The organism is Pseudoalteromonas sp. MelDa3, from assembly GCF_002863625.1.
Classification (GTDB): domain Bacteria; phylum Pseudomonadota; class Gammaproteobacteria; order Enterobacterales; family Alteromonadaceae; genus Pseudoalteromonas; species Pseudoalteromonas arctica.
This window is the reverse complement of record NZ_PJBR01000020.1, coordinates 1-18,667: the sequence shown is the minus strand read 5'-3', so window position 1 is coordinate 18,667 and position 18,667 is coordinate 1. Positions and strand designations below refer to the sequence as shown.

15 protein-coding genes are annotated in these 18,667 nt (G+C 39.9%); 13 read left to right on the top strand and 2 right to left on the bottom strand.

Annotation, left to right across the window (positions count from 1 at the left end):
• The first annotated feature begins 8 nt into the window (after positions 1–8).
• From CXF89_RS06315 to CXF89_RS06300, 4 genes are all read left to right on the top strand, one after another.
• The gene (locus CXF89_RS06315) at positions 9–554 is read left to right on the top strand and encodes a hypothetical protein (RefSeq protein WP_145990802.1); all 546 of its coding nucleotides are present in this window, start codon (positions 9–11) and stop codon (positions 552–554) included.
• Between the two features lie 147 nt (positions 555–701).
• Complete coding sequence (locus tag CXF89_RS06310; protein ID WP_121954104.1) at positions 702–3,107, top strand: Ig-like domain-containing protein; 2,406 nt, start codon at positions 702–704, stop codon at positions 3,105–3,107.
• 415 nt (positions 3,108–3,522) lie between these two features.
• The gene (locus CXF89_RS06305) at positions 3,523–4,020 is read left to right on the top strand and encodes a (2Fe-2S)-binding protein (protein ID WP_002958127.1); all 498 of its coding nucleotides are present in this window, start codon (positions 3,523–3,525) and stop codon (positions 4,018–4,020) included.
• On the top strand, positions 4,017–6,278 hold the full coding sequence (locus CXF89_RS06300) for a xanthine dehydrogenase family protein molybdopterin-binding subunit (RefSeq protein ID WP_121954103.1): 2,262 nt from the start codon (positions 4,017–4,019) through the stop codon (positions 6,276–6,278). The genes CXF89_RS06305 and CXF89_RS06300 overlap by 4 nt, the downstream gene beginning before the upstream one ends.
• A 69-nt stretch (positions 6,279–6,347) precedes the next feature.
• Here CXF89_RS06300 and CXF89_RS06295 read toward each other — a convergent pair whose 3' ends face one another.
• The gene (locus CXF89_RS06295) at positions 6,348–6,545 is read right to left on the bottom strand and encodes a CsbD family protein (RefSeq protein WP_007581220.1); all 198 of its coding nucleotides are present in this window, start codon (positions 6,543–6,545) and stop codon (positions 6,348–6,350) included.
• 280 nt (positions 6,546–6,825) lie between these two features.
• On the opposite strand from CXF89_RS06295, the gene CXF89_RS06290 reads away from it, so the two are divergent.
• The 5 genes from CXF89_RS06290 to CXF89_RS06270 all read left to right on the top strand — a co-directional run bounded on the left by CXF89_RS06290 (position 6,826) and on the right by CXF89_RS06270 (position 12,656).
• Entirely contained in the window at positions 6,826–7,239 is a 414-nt protein-coding gene (locus tag CXF89_RS06290) for a group II truncated hemoglobin (protein ID WP_121954102.1), read from the top strand.
• An 83-nt stretch (positions 7,240–7,322) separates the two neighbouring features.
• Positions 7,323–9,749: an ATP-dependent helicase HrpB gene (hrpB, locus tag CXF89_RS06285; RefSeq protein WP_121954101.1), complete on the top strand. Its 2,427-nt coding sequence runs from the start codon at positions 7,323–7,325 to the stop codon at positions 9,747–9,749.
• A gap of 94 nt (positions 9,750–9,843) precedes the next feature.
• Positions 9,844–10,308 carry a nuclear transport factor 2-like protein gene (locus tag CXF89_RS06280; RefSeq protein ID WP_121954100.1) on the top strand — a complete coding sequence of 155 codons (465 nt, stop codon included), beginning with the start codon at positions 9,844–9,846 and terminating at the stop codon, positions 10,306–10,308.
• Between the two features lie 40 nt (positions 10,309–10,348).
• A complete protein-coding gene (locus CXF89_RS06275; protein WP_121954099.1) occupies positions 10,349–10,693 on the top strand; it encodes a DUF6694 family lipoprotein in 345 nt (114 codons plus the stop codon).
• Positions 10,694–11,090: 397 nt separating this feature from the next.
• Complete coding sequence (locus CXF89_RS06270) at positions 11,091–12,656, top strand: diguanylate cyclase domain-containing protein (protein WP_257983184.1); 1,566 nt, start codon at positions 11,091–11,093, stop codon at positions 12,654–12,656.
• A gap of 49 nt (positions 12,657–12,705) precedes the next feature.
• Here CXF89_RS06270 and CXF89_RS06265 read toward each other — a convergent pair whose 3' ends face one another.
• Positions 12,706–12,921 carry a hypothetical protein gene (locus tag CXF89_RS06265; protein WP_024593535.1) on the bottom strand — a complete coding sequence of 72 codons (216 nt, stop codon included), beginning with the start codon at positions 12,919–12,921 and terminating at the stop codon, positions 12,706–12,708.
• Positions 12,922–13,091: 170 nt separating this feature from the next.
• Here CXF89_RS06265 and CXF89_RS06260 point away from each other — a divergent pair, with 170 nt between their 5' ends.
• The 4 genes from CXF89_RS06260 (at position 13,092) to CXF89_RS06245 (ending at position 18,361) form a co-directional block, all read left to right on the top strand.
• The gene (locus CXF89_RS06260) at positions 13,092–14,999 is read left to right on the top strand and encodes a DUF1800 domain-containing protein (protein WP_121954097.1); all 1,908 of its coding nucleotides are present in this window, start codon (positions 13,092–13,094) and stop codon (positions 14,997–14,999) included.
• A gap of 9 nt (positions 15,000–15,008) precedes the next feature.
• The gene (locus CXF89_RS06255) at positions 15,009–16,349 is read left to right on the top strand and encodes a DUF1501 domain-containing protein (RefSeq protein WP_010555167.1); all 1,341 of its coding nucleotides are present in this window, start codon (positions 15,009–15,011) and stop codon (positions 16,347–16,349) included.
• A 108-nt stretch (positions 16,350–16,457) separates the two neighbouring features.
• Positions 16,458–17,171, top strand: a complete 714-nt coding sequence (locus CXF89_RS06250) for a DUF1499 domain-containing protein (RefSeq protein ID WP_121954096.1) — start codon at positions 16,458–16,460, stop codon at positions 17,169–17,171.
• Positions 17,172–17,314: 143 nt separating this feature from the next.
• Positions 17,315–18,361: an NAD(P)-dependent alcohol dehydrogenase gene (locus CXF89_RS06245; protein WP_007581239.1), complete on the top strand. Its 1,047-nt coding sequence runs from the start codon at positions 17,315–17,317 to the stop codon at positions 18,359–18,361.
• Positions 18,362–18,667 lie beyond the last annotated feature (306 nt).

Sequence of the window (18,667 nt, the reverse complement as noted above, 5' to 3'; positions counted from 1 at the left end):
TTATGGAATTGATTAAACTATCTTGCCTTACGTTGCTCATGATGAGCGCGTATTCAGTGAATGCCAATACTCACGCTCAGCCTATAAAAAACACTCAAGAAAATACTTACGGTGATGCTGTTTTAATTAACGATCAAAAAATAAATTTTGATAAAGCTCATTTTGAAAGTTTATCTAAAAAACCTCTACTCGCGCCAATTATAAAAAATAATAGCCTTACTCAACCTGCCTCAGACGAGGAAAGCATAGAGCTTAGCAGCGTATTTCGTGAATTTTCGTTAGGCAACTCAACAGGTCGAAAAGGCTTGTACGTGGCACCTTTGTCGGGTGTGGGTAGTAAGCACATTATATCCGCCCAAGAGAGCAATTTTAATATTATAGAATATGTGAAAGGTGCGTATGAAGTAACTGCTCGCTACGACTTTGATGACTATATTGAAGATACCACGCTAATTAAAGATACAGTGGCAGATACATACTACTTATATGTTTTAGAAAATAACGCAGTACATAAAGTTAATTTAGTCACTCAAGAGATAGAACTAAGTAAATAGTTTTATTACCCAAGAGCAGCAGATAAGTTTGATATAAATAGCGATGGGCAAGATGAGCTTTTTGTTTATCAAAGCAGTAAGCTTTTTGTTCTTAACTCGCTCGATTTATCTGAAATTGCGGTACTTGAAAACGTACCACAAAACTTTGTGACAGGCTCATTTACTGAGGCTAATGCAAAAGAAGTTTTATTTAGTGATGGTGCGGTTTATAGATTCGAAAATTCAGAATTTGTACTGCACAAACAACTTAGTGTAAGTATTAATGGCGAGCATTTAATTGCTGTTGATATTAATAACGACGGCTTAGATGAAGTGATTAATGGGCAAAGTTGGTACAGCATAGAAATGCTAAGCCCAAGCACTGAAAGCATTTTATGGACAGCCCAAAGCGACTTAGATATTGATAAAGTAATAGTTGCAGACATCGATAATGATGGTACCGACGATTTAGTTTACGGCGATGGTCAGTGGGGAAGTTTATACGCGCTTTCACTCACAACAGGCGTTGAGTTTTGGAGTATTAATAATCCAGAGCATGGTGTATCGGGTATTGTTGTAGATGACCTTAACGGTGATGGTAAGCAAAATATTGCTTGGGGCTCAGGTTATTCTTCGTCAGGTGAAGATGGTTTTTATATTCACAACACGGATGACAAAACTCAACAGTGGGCTAAAGGCATTAAGTACTATTCAAATAAAGCGTTAGCACTTGCTGATATTAATAATAACGGAAGCTTAGATATACTTTATTCCGAGCGTGATAGTAACGCTTTGCACATAGTAGATACACAAACTAATGAAAAAATACTTACAAATATAAGCGTTAATAACGATTGGGATAATAACAATTTAGTTACTACTGCTCAGCTGTTTGATGATGGTAAGAATTATATTATTGCTGGTAGCTCTGCTATATACGACGCGAATGTACAGGTGTTTTCACCTGAAACGGGTGAAGAGCTATTTCAAACATATCTTGGCGACGGAGACTACATTAGTACCTTAACAACGTTAGATATTAATAATGATGGCAAGTTAGAAATAATAGTAGGTAATGGTGCTGAGCATACAGGAAGTGAAGGTACCTTTTTTAAAGTATTAAATGGGCAAACTGGAGAGTTATTAAAAACATCGCCTCGCTTAGGATTTTATTGGGGCGGCATGAGTTCAATAGTAACTGGAAGCTTTCTTAATAACGAAAATATAGATGTGGTTAGTCTCGTTAGTGATTACCTCATTAGTTATGACTACTCTGAAAACACTATATCTAAAGTTGCTTTGGAGCAAAGCTTTAACGGTTTGGTTAACACTGTTATTAATGGAGAAGAAACTTTAGTTGCATCTACCTATAATGGCTCACTTTATAAAGTGGCTTTAAATGGGCAGACAACATTAATTAGTGAAGTGTGCCAAAACTCTTTAAATAACATTGTGTCTGTAAGAGCTGGGTTTGTGCAGTATTCGTGTTCAGATCAGTTTGGTGAATATAACCTAGATAGCAATGTGGTTTCATACACTGTTGAGCGTAATAATAATGACAGTTGGTTAGCAACGTCTACGTATAATAATGTTGATTATACCTTGTTGGCGGGTCGGTCATTGGAGGTGTTTTCTAATCAAGTTACTGAGCCTTTAGCTAAGCCTGAAGCTGTAAGCTACTCTGATCATGTTTTAAAAAGCATACAAATAGATTTACCTGTATCAGATGATATTGATTATGTAGTTTTAAATAAGAGACCCACTCTGGGTAGGGTCGAGTTTACCGACAGACAGGCGGGTCTACTAACTTATATACCTTCGGGGACTGTAGGCATTGACGAGCTTAGTTACTACACAGTAAAAGATCGTTCACGTTCAGCGTTATCAAGCTTAACGTTAGAGCTCACAAATACAGCACCTACAGCAAATAATATGACACTGCAAACTCATTGGAATACACCGCTTAACTTTAATCTAGAAGGTATGGATGAAGACGCTGAGCAATTAGTATTTCAAATTAAAAATTCGCCTGCTCATGGGCAAATTCAGTTAATGGATTCTGCTTTAGGTAGCGTGACCTTCTCACCAAGTGGTGACTCGGTTGAGCCAGTATCAGTTAGCTTTACAGTGAAAGATTCTTTAGTTGAATCTGAGCTTCATAATGTTGTTATTGAACTTACAAATACAGCCCCACAAGCTCAAAATGTAACATATAACACCTCTTATAAGAGTGAAGTGAATGGTCGCTTTTCAGCATTAGATAGCGACAACGATACACTTGAATTTGAAGTGGTAACTGAGCCAAACTCAGGAACTTTAACATTTGAGCCTGATACTGGATTGTTTAAACTAACTCCCACGAGCGAATCTGATCATGTAGTAACGTTTAGTTATGTAGCTAAAGATAAATTTGATAGTTCAGCAGTTCAAACCGTGACTATAAACGTTGAAGGTAAGCAAGCTGCTGCGGTAGCGACTCCTTCATCTGATTCAGGCTCTAGCTCTGGTGGCAGTATTTATTACTTACTTACGCTGCTATCAGTGGTTTTATTTGGTAGACGCCGTTTTAATTAATAGTTAGAAGCTTATTTACACTATCTAAAACCGCCAAATGGCGGTTTTTTTTTATTAATAGTCTTTTTAAACTTTTATTGAGGGCCTGTTTATCTTTCGAGGTTTAACATGCGCTGACCCAAGGGTTCTGCATAGGGGCAATTTACGCTTTGTTGTTTACAAACCTCCCGCCGCGATTAAATTGCCTCTAGTTAGAACAAATTTTAATCCACAAAGTTCAGCAGAGCCTAGTTATAATACTAATAATCAGGCGTTAATAATTTCAATGTGGTTTAAACGTTCTAATAATTAGTATTTTTATAAAACAGATCTAAGTGGTAGGCTAAAAGTAGTAAGTATAAAATAGTAAGTAATTAAAAATAGTTCTCGCGCAACAAGGAACCCTCCTGTAAAGCGCTTTGCCAAGGAGTTTAGTATGATCACGCTTACCATTAATGGTAATAAACATGAGTTTTCTGGCGATCCGTCAACGCCAGTATTATGGTATCTCCGAGACGAATTGAATTTAACTGGGCCTAAATTTGGCTGTGGTATGGCTCAGTGCGGTGCGTGTACCGTGCATATTGATGGGGTAGCTCAGCGCTCGTGTGTATTACCTGTAGCGGCAGTAGCGGGTCTTTCAATTACTACAATTGAAGGGCTAAGCGAGCAGGGCGACCATCCAGTGCAACAAGCATGGGTTGAGCATAAAGTACCGCAGTGTGGTTTTTGCCAGTGCGGCCAAATGATGCAAGCTGCAAGCTTATTAGCTGCAAACCCAACCCCTACCGACGATGAAATAGTAAGTAATATGTCGGGCAATATTTGCCGTTGTGGTACCTACCCGCGTATTCATAAAGCGATTAAGTCGGCCGCTAAAACAATGGCGAGTGTTCAGTATTTTGACCCAAATGAACAAGGGGAAGAAGTATGAACCAAGATAATAAATACTTTGACTTAAACCGCCGTAAGTTTTTAAAAACCAGTGCAATAGGTGCGTTGGTACTCGGTACTTATTTTGTAGGCAGTGCGCCAAGAGCATTTGCGGGTGTGTTAGAGCAGCCATCTGAGCTGGCAAAACGCGCAAACTTATTTATTGCACTGCGCCCAGACGGCATGGTTGAAATAACCTGCCATCGCTCTGAAATGGGTCAGCAAATTCGCACCGCGATTGCACAAATTGTTGCCGATGAAATGGAAGCCGCGTGGGATAAGGTTATTGTTATTCAGGGTAAGGGCGACCCTAAATACGGCGATCAAAATACCGATGGCTCGCGCAGTATTCGCTACAACATGCAGCGCCTGCGTGAAATGGGCGCAAGTGTACGTTACATGATGCAGCACGCTGGCGCTAAGTTTTGGAAAGTTGATCCACAAACCTGTACTGCTAATCAACACGTTGTTACACACAGCTCAGGTAAATCGCTTACTTATAAAGATTTAATCGACTTAGCGCTTACAATAACGCCACCAGAAGCTGACAAACTAACGCTTAAAACACGCAAAGAATGGCGTTATATTAATACCGGCATGGCGCACATAGATTTAGCCGATTTAGTAACAGGTAAAGCTATATTTGCAGCCGATGTACGCGAACCACAAGCGCTGGTGGCTATAATTGAACGCCCGCCGGTAGTAGGCGGTGTTGTTAAGTCGTTTGATGCCAGTGCTACAAAAGCGATAAACGGCGTTATAGATGTTATTGAAATACCTGCACCAAAAGGCGCACCGCAGTTTCAGCCAAAAGGCGGCATTGCGATTATAGCTAAAAACACATGGGCTGCATGGCAAGGGCGTAAAGCATTAAAAGTCGTGTGGGATGATGGCAAAAATGGCGATTACAATTCAAAAGAATTTAAAAAGTCATTACTAAAAACAGTACAAACTCCACAGGCAAACATACGTGATAAAGGCGATGCCATGGGCGTGTTGGCTAAATCGAGCAATAAACTCGTAGCTGATTATTACGCGCCGCACCTTGCTCAAGCACCAATGGAGCCACCTTGTGCAACAGCTATGTACAACAAAGACAGTGTTGATATATGGGCTGCTACGCAAAATCCACAAGCCGATATGAAAACAGTGGCGGCAATGCTTGGCATGGATGAGAGCAAAATTAATGTTCACGTTACCATGTTAGGGGGTGGTTTTGGGCGTAAGTCAAAACCTGACTTTTCAGCAGAAGCAGCTTACCTTTCAATGAAAGTAGGCAAACCTATTCGTGTGCAATGGACGCGTGAAGACGACATACAACATGGTTTTTACCATGCGGTTTCGGCTCAGCACATTGAAGCATCGCTAGATAAAAATGGCGCAATAGAATCGTATTTACATCGCACCGCATTTTCACCAATTACCTCTACCTTTTCAGAAGGGGCAACTACGCCAGGAAGCTTTGAACTGCGCTTAGGATTTACCGATAACCCTATTAACACGCCTAATATGAAGTTAGAAAACGGTGATGCGCAAGCCAAAGCACGAATTGGTTGGATGCGCTCTGTATCAAATATTTTTCATGCCTTTGCTATTCAGTCATTTATTGGCGAAGCAGCGCACAAAGCCGGTCGCGACCAAAAAGACTATTTACTAGACACTATAGGTCCGAGTCGCATTGTTGATGTAACTGAGCAAAATGCCACATACGATAATTACGGTGGCGATAAAGCGGTTTATCCTTTAGATATTGGCAGACTGCGCCATGTTATTGAAAAAGTAGCTGACATGAGTAAATGGGGGCGAGAGCTTCCTAAAGGTCGAGGTTTAGGCATAGCAGCACATAGAAGCTTTTTAACTTATGTAGCTACGGTAGTTGAAGTAGAAGTGTCGGATGCTGGCGATTTAAAAGTAATTAAGTCGTGGGTTGCCATTGATGCGGGTACGGTTGTAAACACCGACACCGTTAAAAACCAAACCCAAGGTGGCTCTATTTACGGTATTACAACTGCAATCAGCGATGGTATTACCTTTGATAAAGGGCGCGTACAGCAAAGTAATTTTCATGATTATCGCGTACCGCGTATGAGCGACGCACCTCTTGAGATTGAAGTTGAAATTGTACAAAGTGATGCACCACCAGCAGGAGTCGGCGAGCCGTCTACACCAGTTTATGCGCCAGCATTATGTAATGCTATTTTTGCAGCGTGCGGAAAGCGTATTAGGCAGTTACCGATTGGTAACCAATTAAAAGCGTAGCTAAATAACCTACAGCTTAAACAAAAAAAACCGCCAAATGGCGGTTTTTTTAAAAGCGGTTAACGCGGTTTAACGACCTTTTTCAAACTCATCAACTTCACGCTCTGCTTCTTCTTTAGATTTACCGTATTGCTGCTGGATTTTACCAACTAGCTCTGTACGGCTACCTTCAATTTTATCTAAATCGTCGTTGGTAAGATCGCCCCATTTTTGTTGAGCCTTACCTTTAAGTTCTTTCCAATTACCTTCGATACGATCGCTGTTCATAAGTTTATCCTTACTTCAGGTTAGTGAATTAACTGTCAGTTATAAAGTAGCAAGCCTTGTACCAATGAATAATAATGATTTTATTATTTTTATTATCAGTTGGTTATATTTTTATGTTGAGCGATTTTGTTTTTAATATTGCGCTTTTTATTAAAAAATATACATAGCAGCCTGTAATTATTGCTGACATAAATTAGGCCGCTTTGATGTAACTCATTCTTAAATTTTTGTTTTAAGCTAATATGCAGGTATTAAACAAAGTAGTTAACCTGAGTGAGTTATGAATACAAAAACGTGTGAATACGGAGTGGATGACTGCTCATACAAAATGGCAGGTGAGTTAGCAGGTATTACACAATTGGTGAATGCGTTTTACGATAATATGGACGCTTTAAAAGAGGCTGAAAATATAAGGAGTATGCATTCAAAAGATTTATCAGCATCACGTAAAAAGCTCGCTTACTTTTTGTCGAGCTGGTTAGGTGGTCCTAAATTATACGCTGAACATTTTGGCAGTATTAACATTCCTCAAGCGCACAAACATTTACATGTAGGAATTGAGCAAAGTGACGCATGGCTTTTGTGCATGCAAAAAGCGGTTGATGAGCAACCTTACGAAGCACCATTTAAAATTTACTTAATGCAGCAATTACGAGTGCCTGCAGATCGAATTAGAATGGTGTCGGGTAGCTAATAGCAATTATTAATAAATATCAACCGCGGTGTCGCTGCGGTTTTTTGTTACAATGCCTGCAAAGCAATTTAGGGTAAATAGCTGTGCTGCCGGTTCAAGACATATATCAACAACTCGTTACTACATTACAAAGTAATCCTATTACGTTATTACAAGCGCCGCCTGGTGCGGGTAAATCTACGTGGTTGCCGCTGCAACTAATGCGCGATGGGTATTTTAAACGTATTGTAATGCTAGAGCCTCGCCGTTTAGCAGCTCGTAATATTGCCAGCTACCTAGCAAAGTGCCAAAACGAAAGTGTTGGGCAAAGTGTGGGCTTGCGGATTAGGGGTGAGAGTAAAGTAAGTGCTAATACGCGCCTCGAAATAGTCACCGAAGGCATGCTAACGCGCATGCTGCAAAACGACCCCGAATTAAGCGATATTGATTTACTGATATTTGATGAATTTCATGAGCGTTCAATTGCAGCCGATACCTCACTTGCCTTTGCGCTCGAGACCCAAAGTGCGCTGCGTGAAGATTTAACCATTATGCTTATGTCGGCAACTCTTGATACTGAGCGTTATACAGCGTTTTTTGACTGCCCTGTAATTCAATCAAGCGGTCGCAGCTACCCAATAGACGAAGTATACATACCCATAAAAGATGAAAGCCGTTGGCTTGATGCAATTCCTAGCATAATAAAACAAGCACTTAATGAGCAAACAGGTAGCGCATTGGTGTTTTTACCTGGGCAATTTGAAATACTACGCGTGCAACAAGCACTGAACGATTTACCCAGTAACTGCATAGTCGCAACGCTATTTGGCGAGCAAGATAAAGCTAATCAGCAAGCTGCGATTGCTCCAGCACCAAACGGCATGCGCAAAGTAGTGCTTACTACAAATGTAGCCGAAACCAGTTTAACTATTGAAGGCATACGCATTGTAATTGACAGCGGCAAGCGCCGTGCAGCGACCTTTAATTTAAAAACAGGGGTTACAGAGCTCACAACACAAAGTATATCGCGCTCCTCTGCTGTGCAACGTGCAGGACGTGCAGGGCGAATAGAGCCGGGCATTGTTTATCGAATTGGCTCAAAGCAAACCTTTGAGCGACGTAATAGCCACGACAATCCCGAAATACTCACATCAGACATAAGCCAACTTATGCTTGAGGCAAAGCAGTGGGGAGCCAGTATTGATGAGCTAACCTTGCTCGATAAGCCCACTGAGCAACAATGCGAGCAAGCAAGTAACCTGCTCAACATGCTAGAAGCTATTGATAGCAAGGGTAAGCTCACACCGCTTGGCAGTAAAATGTTAGGTTTTGGTGCTGATATTCGTTTGGCGCATATGCTACTAAAAGCACAAATACTTGATGACCAACTCCCTGGTATTTTTAGGCTCGCTATTTATTTAGTGGCATTACTTGAGAGCCGAGTAAACAGTGCAAACGAGTTGAGTTTAGCGTTGCATAGCCAACAGCAACGTCCGCATCCGGTATTTAAACAGCAGTTAAAATATTGGCAAAGCCGCTTAAAAGTAAAAGACGAAAACAGCGAATTAAATACGCATTATATTAGTTTGCTAGTGGCATTGGCGTACCCAGATCGCATCGCTAAAAAACGCGGTAATGGTTACCTACTTGCCAATGGTGCAGGTGCTGAGTTAAATGCCGATTACTGGCACAACGACGATTACTTAGCTATAGCAACCATGGGCGGGCACAAAGGAGGGCGTATATTTGCAGCCACCGCGCTTAACCCATTTGAGTTACAAGAATTTTTACCGCATTTATTTAGTGAACTTACTCGCTGTGAGTTTGACGAAAAATCAGCACGTTTTATTCATCAAGATGAAGTAAAGCTCGGGGCTATAACGCTCAGCAGCCAGCCTAGTAAACAAAAACTAGATAAGAGCGAGCGCGCTAAAGCGTGGCTAAACTTATTTGCTAAACACGGTTTTGCATTATTTAACGAGCAACCTGATGCGCAGCAATTGCTGATACGTATGAGTCTAGCAAGTAAGTTATTACCCGATAAATTTCCAAAAACAAATGAGCAACAACTCATTCAAAATGCAGCGCAGTGGCTAAGCGTGTTTTTAGAAGATATTAAAACGCTCACGCAGCTTAAAAAGTTTAACTACTTTGAAGCATTACAAAACTGTTTTGATTGGCAACAACAAACCGCGTTAAAAGCACTGTTACCACTGCGCTTAACGGTGCCAAGTGGCTCAAATATAAAAATAGAATACCAGCTTGATGGCCCCGCAAAGCTAAGCGTGCGTATGCAAGAAGTTTACGGCTTGACCAGTACGCCTATGCTTGCCAACGGTAAACTGCCACTGCTTATGGAGTTGTTATCGCCAGGTAAACGCTCACTGCAACTTACTCAAGATTTAGCGCACTTTTGGGCTAGCAGTTACCGCGATGTGCAAAAGGAAATGAAAGGTCGTTACCCTAAGCATTTTTGGCCAGGCGACCCTGCCAACAGCGTTGCAACCAACAGAGTAAAGAGCAAAATGTAGGTGTTAGTACTTAAAACTATTTGTTTTATTGTTGAACATATTAATATAGTGTTCCTATAAATGAATCAATATTTTTAACTACAGGGAATAAGTGATGAAGCTACTTTTAACGTTAGGTTTGGCTCTAGTAACTGCTTTTTCGGCTTATGCTGAAAAGCCACTCGACTTAAATGCGTTTGCGCAGCAGTACTATAAAACAATGACCGCCACACAAGCACCTAACGCAGGTGCTAAAGAGCTTGAGGCTTACCTTGCATTGTTAACCGATGATATTGGCAATCAGCATATTCCGTATCAACCGGATGACTCACGTACTCCAGATGGTAAAAAGCAGATGCGCAAAGGTATGAGTTTTTACTTAGGTGCGCACACATTGTTTGAAAGCACACTGCTTAATACATTTGTGTTTAACGATACAGGCTTTGCTATTCGTTATAAAAACTATGTAAAAGGTATTCATCCGCAAAATAAGCAGCCAATAGAGTACACCTCCACAATGATGGAAGTGATTGAAATTGAAAGCGGCAAAGTGGCGATGATCCGCAAGTATCACGAATAAACGAATAAACGAATAACTAATAAAACAAATAAGGATATATATGAAACATTTACTTATCGCACTATCAATATTAATGCTTAGTGCATGCGCTAGTACAAAAAGTGATTTTAGATTTGATGGCTCTACACCTGAGTCAACTAAAGTGGGAGTTAATAAAGTTTTAAAAGCATTAAAGCCTCAAGATTCCATGCGTTTTTTAGGCGCTTTAATCGCAATTCAATTTTCTGACGTGCAAAGCTTAGACGATATTATGGGCGACCCGACCATGATGGGGGAAATGAATTACTTTATTATTGGCAAAAAAATAGATGGTTTAAATTATTACGAAGTACTGGAGCTTGCGAGTTCGTCTCCATCAAAAGTTGAATTTTCTGTAGTGGAATAATTTCAGCTTTTTGTACTACTTTAAATGTGTAATACCAATCCGCAATAATACTTAATCATTTTGCGGGGCTAAACGTGTCGCTACCTGCGTTAAAAAATTCTCATTTAGAACAACTAAATAGCGAATTTTTTGCCTAGCTATCAACACGTTTTTCCGCCCTCAAAATAGACCACTTAATTAAGCGAATTGGTATGATTTTATGTCTATATTAAATATGTTATTGAAAGGGCTAAAGTTTTAACGCTATAAAATTTAATAGTAAACTTTGTTTATTCCTGCTCATGAATTTATACTACGCTTTAGTAAGAAGCTAATTATTTATTATTAAGGTACAGGGAGTCTAAAATATAAAAATGTAAGCTACTTTGACTTAATTTTACACGATTAGATAGAGACTATGACATTAAGATTTTTTGTAATAATAGGTACTTTGATTTTAATGTGCTTTGTAACAAGTTTATTAGTTGGGTACCGCTATTTCTTTAGCCTGCCGACCATAAACACTAGTATTGAAGATTATCAAAATCGTGAATTATTAAGTCTTAAAATTGCGCTTGATAGAGAGTTTATATTTTTAGAAACACTCAATTATGACTACGCCGTATGGGACGATACCTATAATTACATGGCTGATTTTGACGTAGAATATATAGATTCAAACTTTGTAGGTGACACCTTCTACTCTCTCAAAATTGATGGTGTGTTTATTTACGATATAAACTTTAATATGGTTTACGGGCAAGCGTATGATTATATTAAACATACTGAGTTTGATGCGCCTGATTTAGATTTACAGGTTAATAAATTAAACCGCGCAATTATTCCTAATTCAAAAGCCTCTGAAGACGACAACAGTTTAAGCCATTCTGGTTTTTTGCAAACAGCGGACGGCCCTGTCATGTTTGCATCGCATGTAATAAAGCGAACAGATAAAACAGGTGAGCCTGTTGGTAGTATTGTTTTTATAAAAAAAGTAAGACCGTCGTTGATCAAGTCCCTAGCTGAGATTGCACAAGTGGAGCTTAGCTACTTACAAATAGAACAGGCTAGTTCTTTAAACGATATTGCGACGCTTCAAGGGAGCCTCCAAGGAGAGGACATTGCCACTCAAAGGAAAAGGGTGATTCTAGATATAAACGGTAATCCACTTCTTGCTTTGAACATTAAGCACCACCATCAAACACTGCCAGTTTTATTTGATCACTATTTAAAACTTATTTTGTTAATGTTTTTTGTAATGTCACTTTTGAGTTTCTATATTGTAAATCGTTACTTTATTGAACCACTTATTAACGGTGCGTCCGCTATCAATTCAATGTTGGTTAAAAACGATTTACAGCCTCTGAGATTCAGTAATAAATTTTTAGAAATGCGCGTTTTAATTAGCGGGTTTAATGCATTAATTAAACAAGTTAAAGATCAAAATTTTAAGCTTGAAAAAATAAGTAAAATTGATGGGTTAACCCAAATTTACAACAGGCGTGCCTTTGACGAAATTATTGCGGCGCAATGGGAACAGGCTCAACAGCAAAAAAATGCCTTTGGAATAATATTACTTGATGTAGACCATTTCAAAAATTATAACGATTTTTATGGTCACCAAGGCGGAGACAACGTTTTACAAGCTCTTGCCCAAAAGCTAAAGCAAGTAGCTAAGCAAAACACAGGTACAGTGGCGCGCTATGGCGGCGAAGAGTTCATATTATTCTTTAAACAGCTTTCTTATGAAGAGTTTGTAGATATATCTCAGCAATTGCTTTTGGCGGTTAGGGAATTAAATCTACCTCATGAAGCGTCGCCTGTACGTGAATATTTAACAATTAGTGCTGGGTGTGTATTTGCTACAAAAGAAACCTTAAGTAGTAATAATGTGTCTATGCAATCACTAATTAAAGAAGCTGACATAATGCTTTACGAAGCGAAAAACTCAGGTAGAGATAAAACATCAATCAAATCTATATAATTCAAGTGAATTATTAAAGATGCATCAGCTGTTTTTTATTATAAAACGCTTAAACCTCTTTCCCGCTATGGCTCTGTGCTAGGTCGTCAAGTTCGGCGCAAGTGTAATCAAAACCACTTTCGTCGTATTCGTATGTCACTTTTACACTATCGCCGCCATTAAAAAGTCGTGTTTTTACATCGTTAACCGGCCAGTCTTTCAGTTCGTGTAAAAACCGGTTAGCAACTTGTGAAGATTCAAAACAATAGCGAATTTCTGTTTTCATAAATAATAAAGCTCTGGCTGTTTACCCCTGCAGCTAGTGCATTATTAATGGGGCGTTCATGATTCGGTTACAAAAAATAAAGAGTTAAATTGTAAATTTTGTGTTTCAATAAATGCATCAAACTCGGTACACACTAACGTACTTTAATTAACAAATGATGACGACTTTACATGCATTATAAATTTGCTCTGATCGCAATCACTGTTTTTATACTAAGCGCTTGCGGTGGTTCAGGCTCAGATGATACGCCAACCGTTAACGGAAATAAAATCCCCATTTTGTCAGTCGCTGATATTCCTAGTGAATTAAGTAAGGGCCAAACAATTGAGCTAACAGCAACAGCCAGTGATAAAGACGGCACTATTACATCGGTTGTATGGCAACAAACGCAAGGGCCTGAACTAATTAGCGGGCCTTTAGAGGCAGTAACCACCTCAGTAACACTGCTAAATGCGCAAAGTTATAAGCCTGTTAATTACGCTTTTTCGGTCACAGCAACCGACAATGAAGGAGCAAGCAGTGTAAAAACGCTGAGCTTTATAGCGCGCAATAATATGGATGAGATTAGCGCCGCACGGTTACTACACCAAGCAACAATGGGGCCTAAGCTTAGTGAAATACAAAACGCACAAGGTTTAAGCGAGCAGCAATGGCTTGATAAACAAATAGCGCTACCTATTAATTATCACCGTGATTATTTAGTAAAGCTAAATGACGATGACGACTTTAAATACATAAGCCGCATAGATGCATGGTGGAAAGCAGTAATGCAAAGTGACGATCAACTCCGTCAACGTGTTGCATTTGCGTTAAGTGAAATATTAGTGGTGTCGGATGAGAACAGTGCCTTAAGAGGGCAACCTGAGGGCATGATCACTTATTACGATTTATTACTAAAGCATGCCTTTGGTAATTATCGTGACTTACTCGAAGATATAACGCTTTCGCCTATTATGGGTACTTTTTTAAGCCATTTAGGTAACGAAAAAGCAGACGATGCACTTAACATTCGCCCAGACGAAAATTACGCACGTGAAGTAATGCAGTTATTTACCATCGGGCTTGAAGAGCTAAACCAAGACGGAACTGCAAAGCTTGATGCACAAGGTAATACAATTGCCACTTATGGCCAGGTAGAAATAGAGGGGTTTGCACGCGTATTTACTGGTTGGACGTTTGCCGATAGTGAAACATTTAAGCGTAAAAGTCGTGATTATATTAAACCAATGGAAGCATTTGACGAGTACCATTCTAGTAAACAAAAAACCTTACTAAATGGCGAGGTTATACCACAAGGTTACGCAGTAGAAGAGTCATTGCAAATAGCGCTCGATAATTTATTTAATCATCAAAATGTTGCGGCGTTTATTAGCAAGCAGCTTATTCAGCGATTAATTACCTCAAACCCAACACCCCAATACGTTGAGCGAGTAGCTAATATATTTATTGATAATGGCGCCGGTGTACGCGGCGATTTAGCGGCTGTAGTAAAGGCTATATATTTAGATGATGAAGCGCGGCATTTTGGCTCAGTGCTTAATTACCAAGGTAAAATTAAAGAGCCTATTTTAAAAACTGTACAGTTTTGGCGAAATCTCGATGCTAAATCGCCAGCGGGTTATTATAAAACATGGAATTTAATAAATAGCTACGGACAAGGACCCATGCAATCGGCTTCGGTATTTAACTTTTTTAGGCCTGATTATCAAACCGCAGCTTTGCGAAATGAAGGTATTGTTGCACCAGAATTACAAATAGCAAACGACGCAACACTGATTGGTACCATGAACGCGCTTTACGCAAGTTTAGTTTGGAGTACCGCAGAAGCGCGCAGCGATTTAAATTCAAATAGTATTTATATTTATGTTCAAGACGACATGAATGTTTTAGAGAAAAACGGTGTTAGCGCGCTATTAGCTCAGTACAACACGTTATATTTTGCAGGCGCAATGAGCAGTGACACGCGCCAAGCGTTACTTGATTTAGATGCCTATTTCAATGAAGAGCAATACCGTGAACGGGTTTCGTATTTATTATATATGATTGCTATTTCACCTGAGTTTAACGTGCAGTATTAGGAGCGCATAATGAGCATTAATAGAAGAGAGTTTTTGTCGTTATGTGTAAAAGGCAGTGTATCGGCTGCCGCGTTAACGAGCCTGCAATTACAAGCATTAACTGGAGCGACTAATGCAGTTGAGCTAGGAGATTACAAAGCATTAGTGTGTGTGTATTTATATGGAGGGAATGATTCGTTAAATATGCTAGTTCCGCTTGAAGGCGAGCAACGTAGTGTTTACGAGCAAAGTAGGCAGAACCTAGCGGTAGAGAGCCCACTTGAGTTAAGTATTAAAAGCCAGTTTGCCGGTGGAGTCGGTATTCATCCCTCACTTGAACCTATACAAAATGTGTTTGAATCTCAAAATTTAGCATTTATAGGTGGGGTAGGTACTTTACTCGCTCCCACAACATTGAGTGACTATAAAAATAAAACAATAGGTTTGCCTAAGCATTTGTTTTCGCATAACGATCAGCAAGCTGCATGGATGTATGGTCGAGAAAAACAATCACTTAATAGCGGGTGGGGCGCACGACTTTTAGAACGTTTAGAGCTACAAGATGAGTTTGCAGCTAATGTATCACTCGACGGTACTAATTTATGGCAAACGGGAAGTGCTAGCAATGCATTTGCGCTTAACAAAAGTGGCATTAGTAGTATTAACGCGTTTGGAGGGTATCAACCTCGTAGCGAGCACGTAACTTCTATTATGAACCGCTTACTAGGCAATACGAGCCATCCGTTAAGTACAGCTTATGCCAATGGCTTAACAAGTGCGATAAATAACACTCAAGCAATGAACAGCGCGTTAGAAAGCGCGCCTGCACTTATTACCCCATTTAGCGATAATAGTCTTAGTGAGCAATTTGCAGCAGTAGCTAAAACAATTAGCGTACAGGCAAAATTGAGCACTCAGCGCCAAGTGTTTTTTGTTTCTATGGGGGGGTATGATACGCACGATAACCAATTAACAACGCACCCTGCTTTATTAAATACGTTAGCTCAAGGGTTAAGTGAATTTGATAGCGCGATGAAAGAGCTTGATATGGCAGATAAAGTGACTGCGTTTACTATGTCTGATTTTGGTCGCACGTTGACCTCAAATGGCGATGGCACTGATCATGGTTGGGCAGGAAACCAAATAGTAATGGGCGGCGCAGTAAAAGGCGGCAATATATATGGCGAGCTACTAACTCAACATTTGGATGGCCCACAAGATACCGGTGGCGGGCGTTTAATTCCAAGTGTTGCTAATGAGCAGTACTTTGCCACATTGGCTCAGTGGTTTGGTGTGCCAAGCTCTGAGCTTGTTGATATTTTTCCAAACTTGAGTAACTTTGATCACACAACATTGGACTTTTTTGTGTAATTAGTCGCTAATAGTAATCTAAAAGCACTTATTAGTAGTATAAGTTACTGGTTAATAGTGCTTATCTGTTTTAATAATAAAAATCACACACAATATAGGAATCATAAAATGAAAGTTTTAGTGAGCTTAGTTAGTTTAATCGCTTTTTTACTCGTCATACTGCCAGGGCCTTTGTATAAATTTGGTATTGTAGAATTAGGTGTTGCGTTTACGGGGTTTAAATTTGGCGTTTATGCTGGTGGCGCTGCATTGGTGCTACTTATAGTACAAGCGTTATTTATGCGTAAAACGTTAACGCTAAGCAGTGGTGTTATTGCACTTGTATTTTCGGTTGTGGCCATTGCTATGCCACTTAATATGATGAACAAGGCTGAAGGCGTACCGGCAATTCATGACATTTCAACTGATTTAGTTAATCCACCAAAATTTGTAGCAATTGCACCACTACGTGCAAATGCATCTAACCCAGTAGAATACGCGGGTGAAGAAACGGCAGTACAGCAACGCAAAGCATACCCGGAGCTGGTAACTTTAAGCTTTGCACAATCTAAAGCCGATTTAATGACAGCAAGCGAACAAGCAGTTAAAAATCTTGGCTTTGCAGTGGTAAGTGCAAATACGGCTACAGGTATTGTGGAAGCTACCGATACAACAACGTGGTTTGGTTTTAAAGACGATGTGGTAATTCGTATTAAAGATGAAGGCAGCCAACGTTTTGTTGATATTCGTAGTAAGTCGCGAGTAGGGCGTAGTGATTTAGGAAAAAATGCAGAGCGCATTCATTCAATTATTAATGAATTAAACAGCTTACTTGCAAAATAACTAAATTTAGCGCCCTAGTCCTAACGATTAAGCCCAAACACTGTTTGGGCTTTTTTTGTGCCTATTTTATATTGTCAGGTTCTATTCACAGGCTATGTACTATGCTGTTGATGATTTAAATTTTTAACTACTATGGAGTTATTATGAAAACAGTAGGATATGCAGCAAAAAGCCAAGGTTCTGAATTGACAGAGTTTTCTTTTGAGCGCCGCGATTTACGAAATAACGATGTAGAAATTGAAATTTTATACTGTGGTGTGTGCCATTCAGATTTACACGCCGTACGAAATGATTGGGGTGGCAGTGACTACCCATTAGTACCTGGGCATGAAATTGTTGGTAAAGTTATGTCGGTAGGTAGCGACGTTAAAAAATACAAGCAAGGCGACACGGTTGCTGTTGGTTGTATGGTTGATTCGTGCCAAAGCTGCGATCAATGTGATAACGATGAAGAGCAATTTTGCCGCGAAGGTATGATTGGTACTTACGCAGGCAAAGACCGCATTAGTGGTGAAATGACCCAAGGTGGGTATTCTAAACATGTTGTTGTACGCGAAGAATTCGTACTTTCTGTACCAGAAAATTTAGACCTTTCTCGCGTAGCACCGCTACTTTGTGCAGGTATTACTACTTACTCGCCACTTCATAAATGGGGCGTAAAAAAAGGTAGCCGTGTTGGTGTTGTTGGTCTAGGCGGACTTGGCCATATGGCCGTTAAAAATGCAGTTGCAATGGGCGCAAGCGTTACTGTAATTGGCCGTAGTGAGTCTAAAAAAGATGATGCGGTTAAATTGGGTGCTCAGCATTACTTAGTGTCATCTAATGATGACGAAATGAAAGACTCGCAATCTGCCTTTGACGTCATTATAGATACGGTACCTGTAAAACATGATTTATCTATTTACACACCACTACTTGATGTAGATGGTACTTTAGTTATCGTAGGCCAAGTTGGTCCTGTAGATGAGCTAAGCACGGTGCCATTATTAATGGGTCGCCGTCGTATTGCAGGCTCACTTATTGGTGGTATTGCACAGACGCAACAAATGCTCGACTTTTGTGGTGAAAATAACGTGCTACCTGAGTGCGAAATGATCAACATTGACGAAATTAACACTGCATACGAGCGTATGGAAAAGTCAGACGTACGATACCGCTTTGTTATTGATATGGCATCGTTAAACGCTTAATTTACTAAGGCCTGTTTATCTTTCGAGGTTAAATTTGCAGCAGACTGTTTGGTATTTAGGCAAGGCAGAGCCTATGTAGTGTGGTTATTCCCCGTAAGTAGGCGATAACGCAGCATAAATGCCAAACATGCGCTGCCCTTTGGGTTCTTTCTAGGGGCAATTTACTCTTTGTTGCTCGGTTTTTACTTAGCCCACTAGGTTACAAACCTCACGCCGCGATTAAATCGCCCCTAGATTGAACAAATTTTAATCCTGAAAGGTCAACAGGCCCTAGGTAAATTAAAAATAAAAGAGCCGCTAATTAGC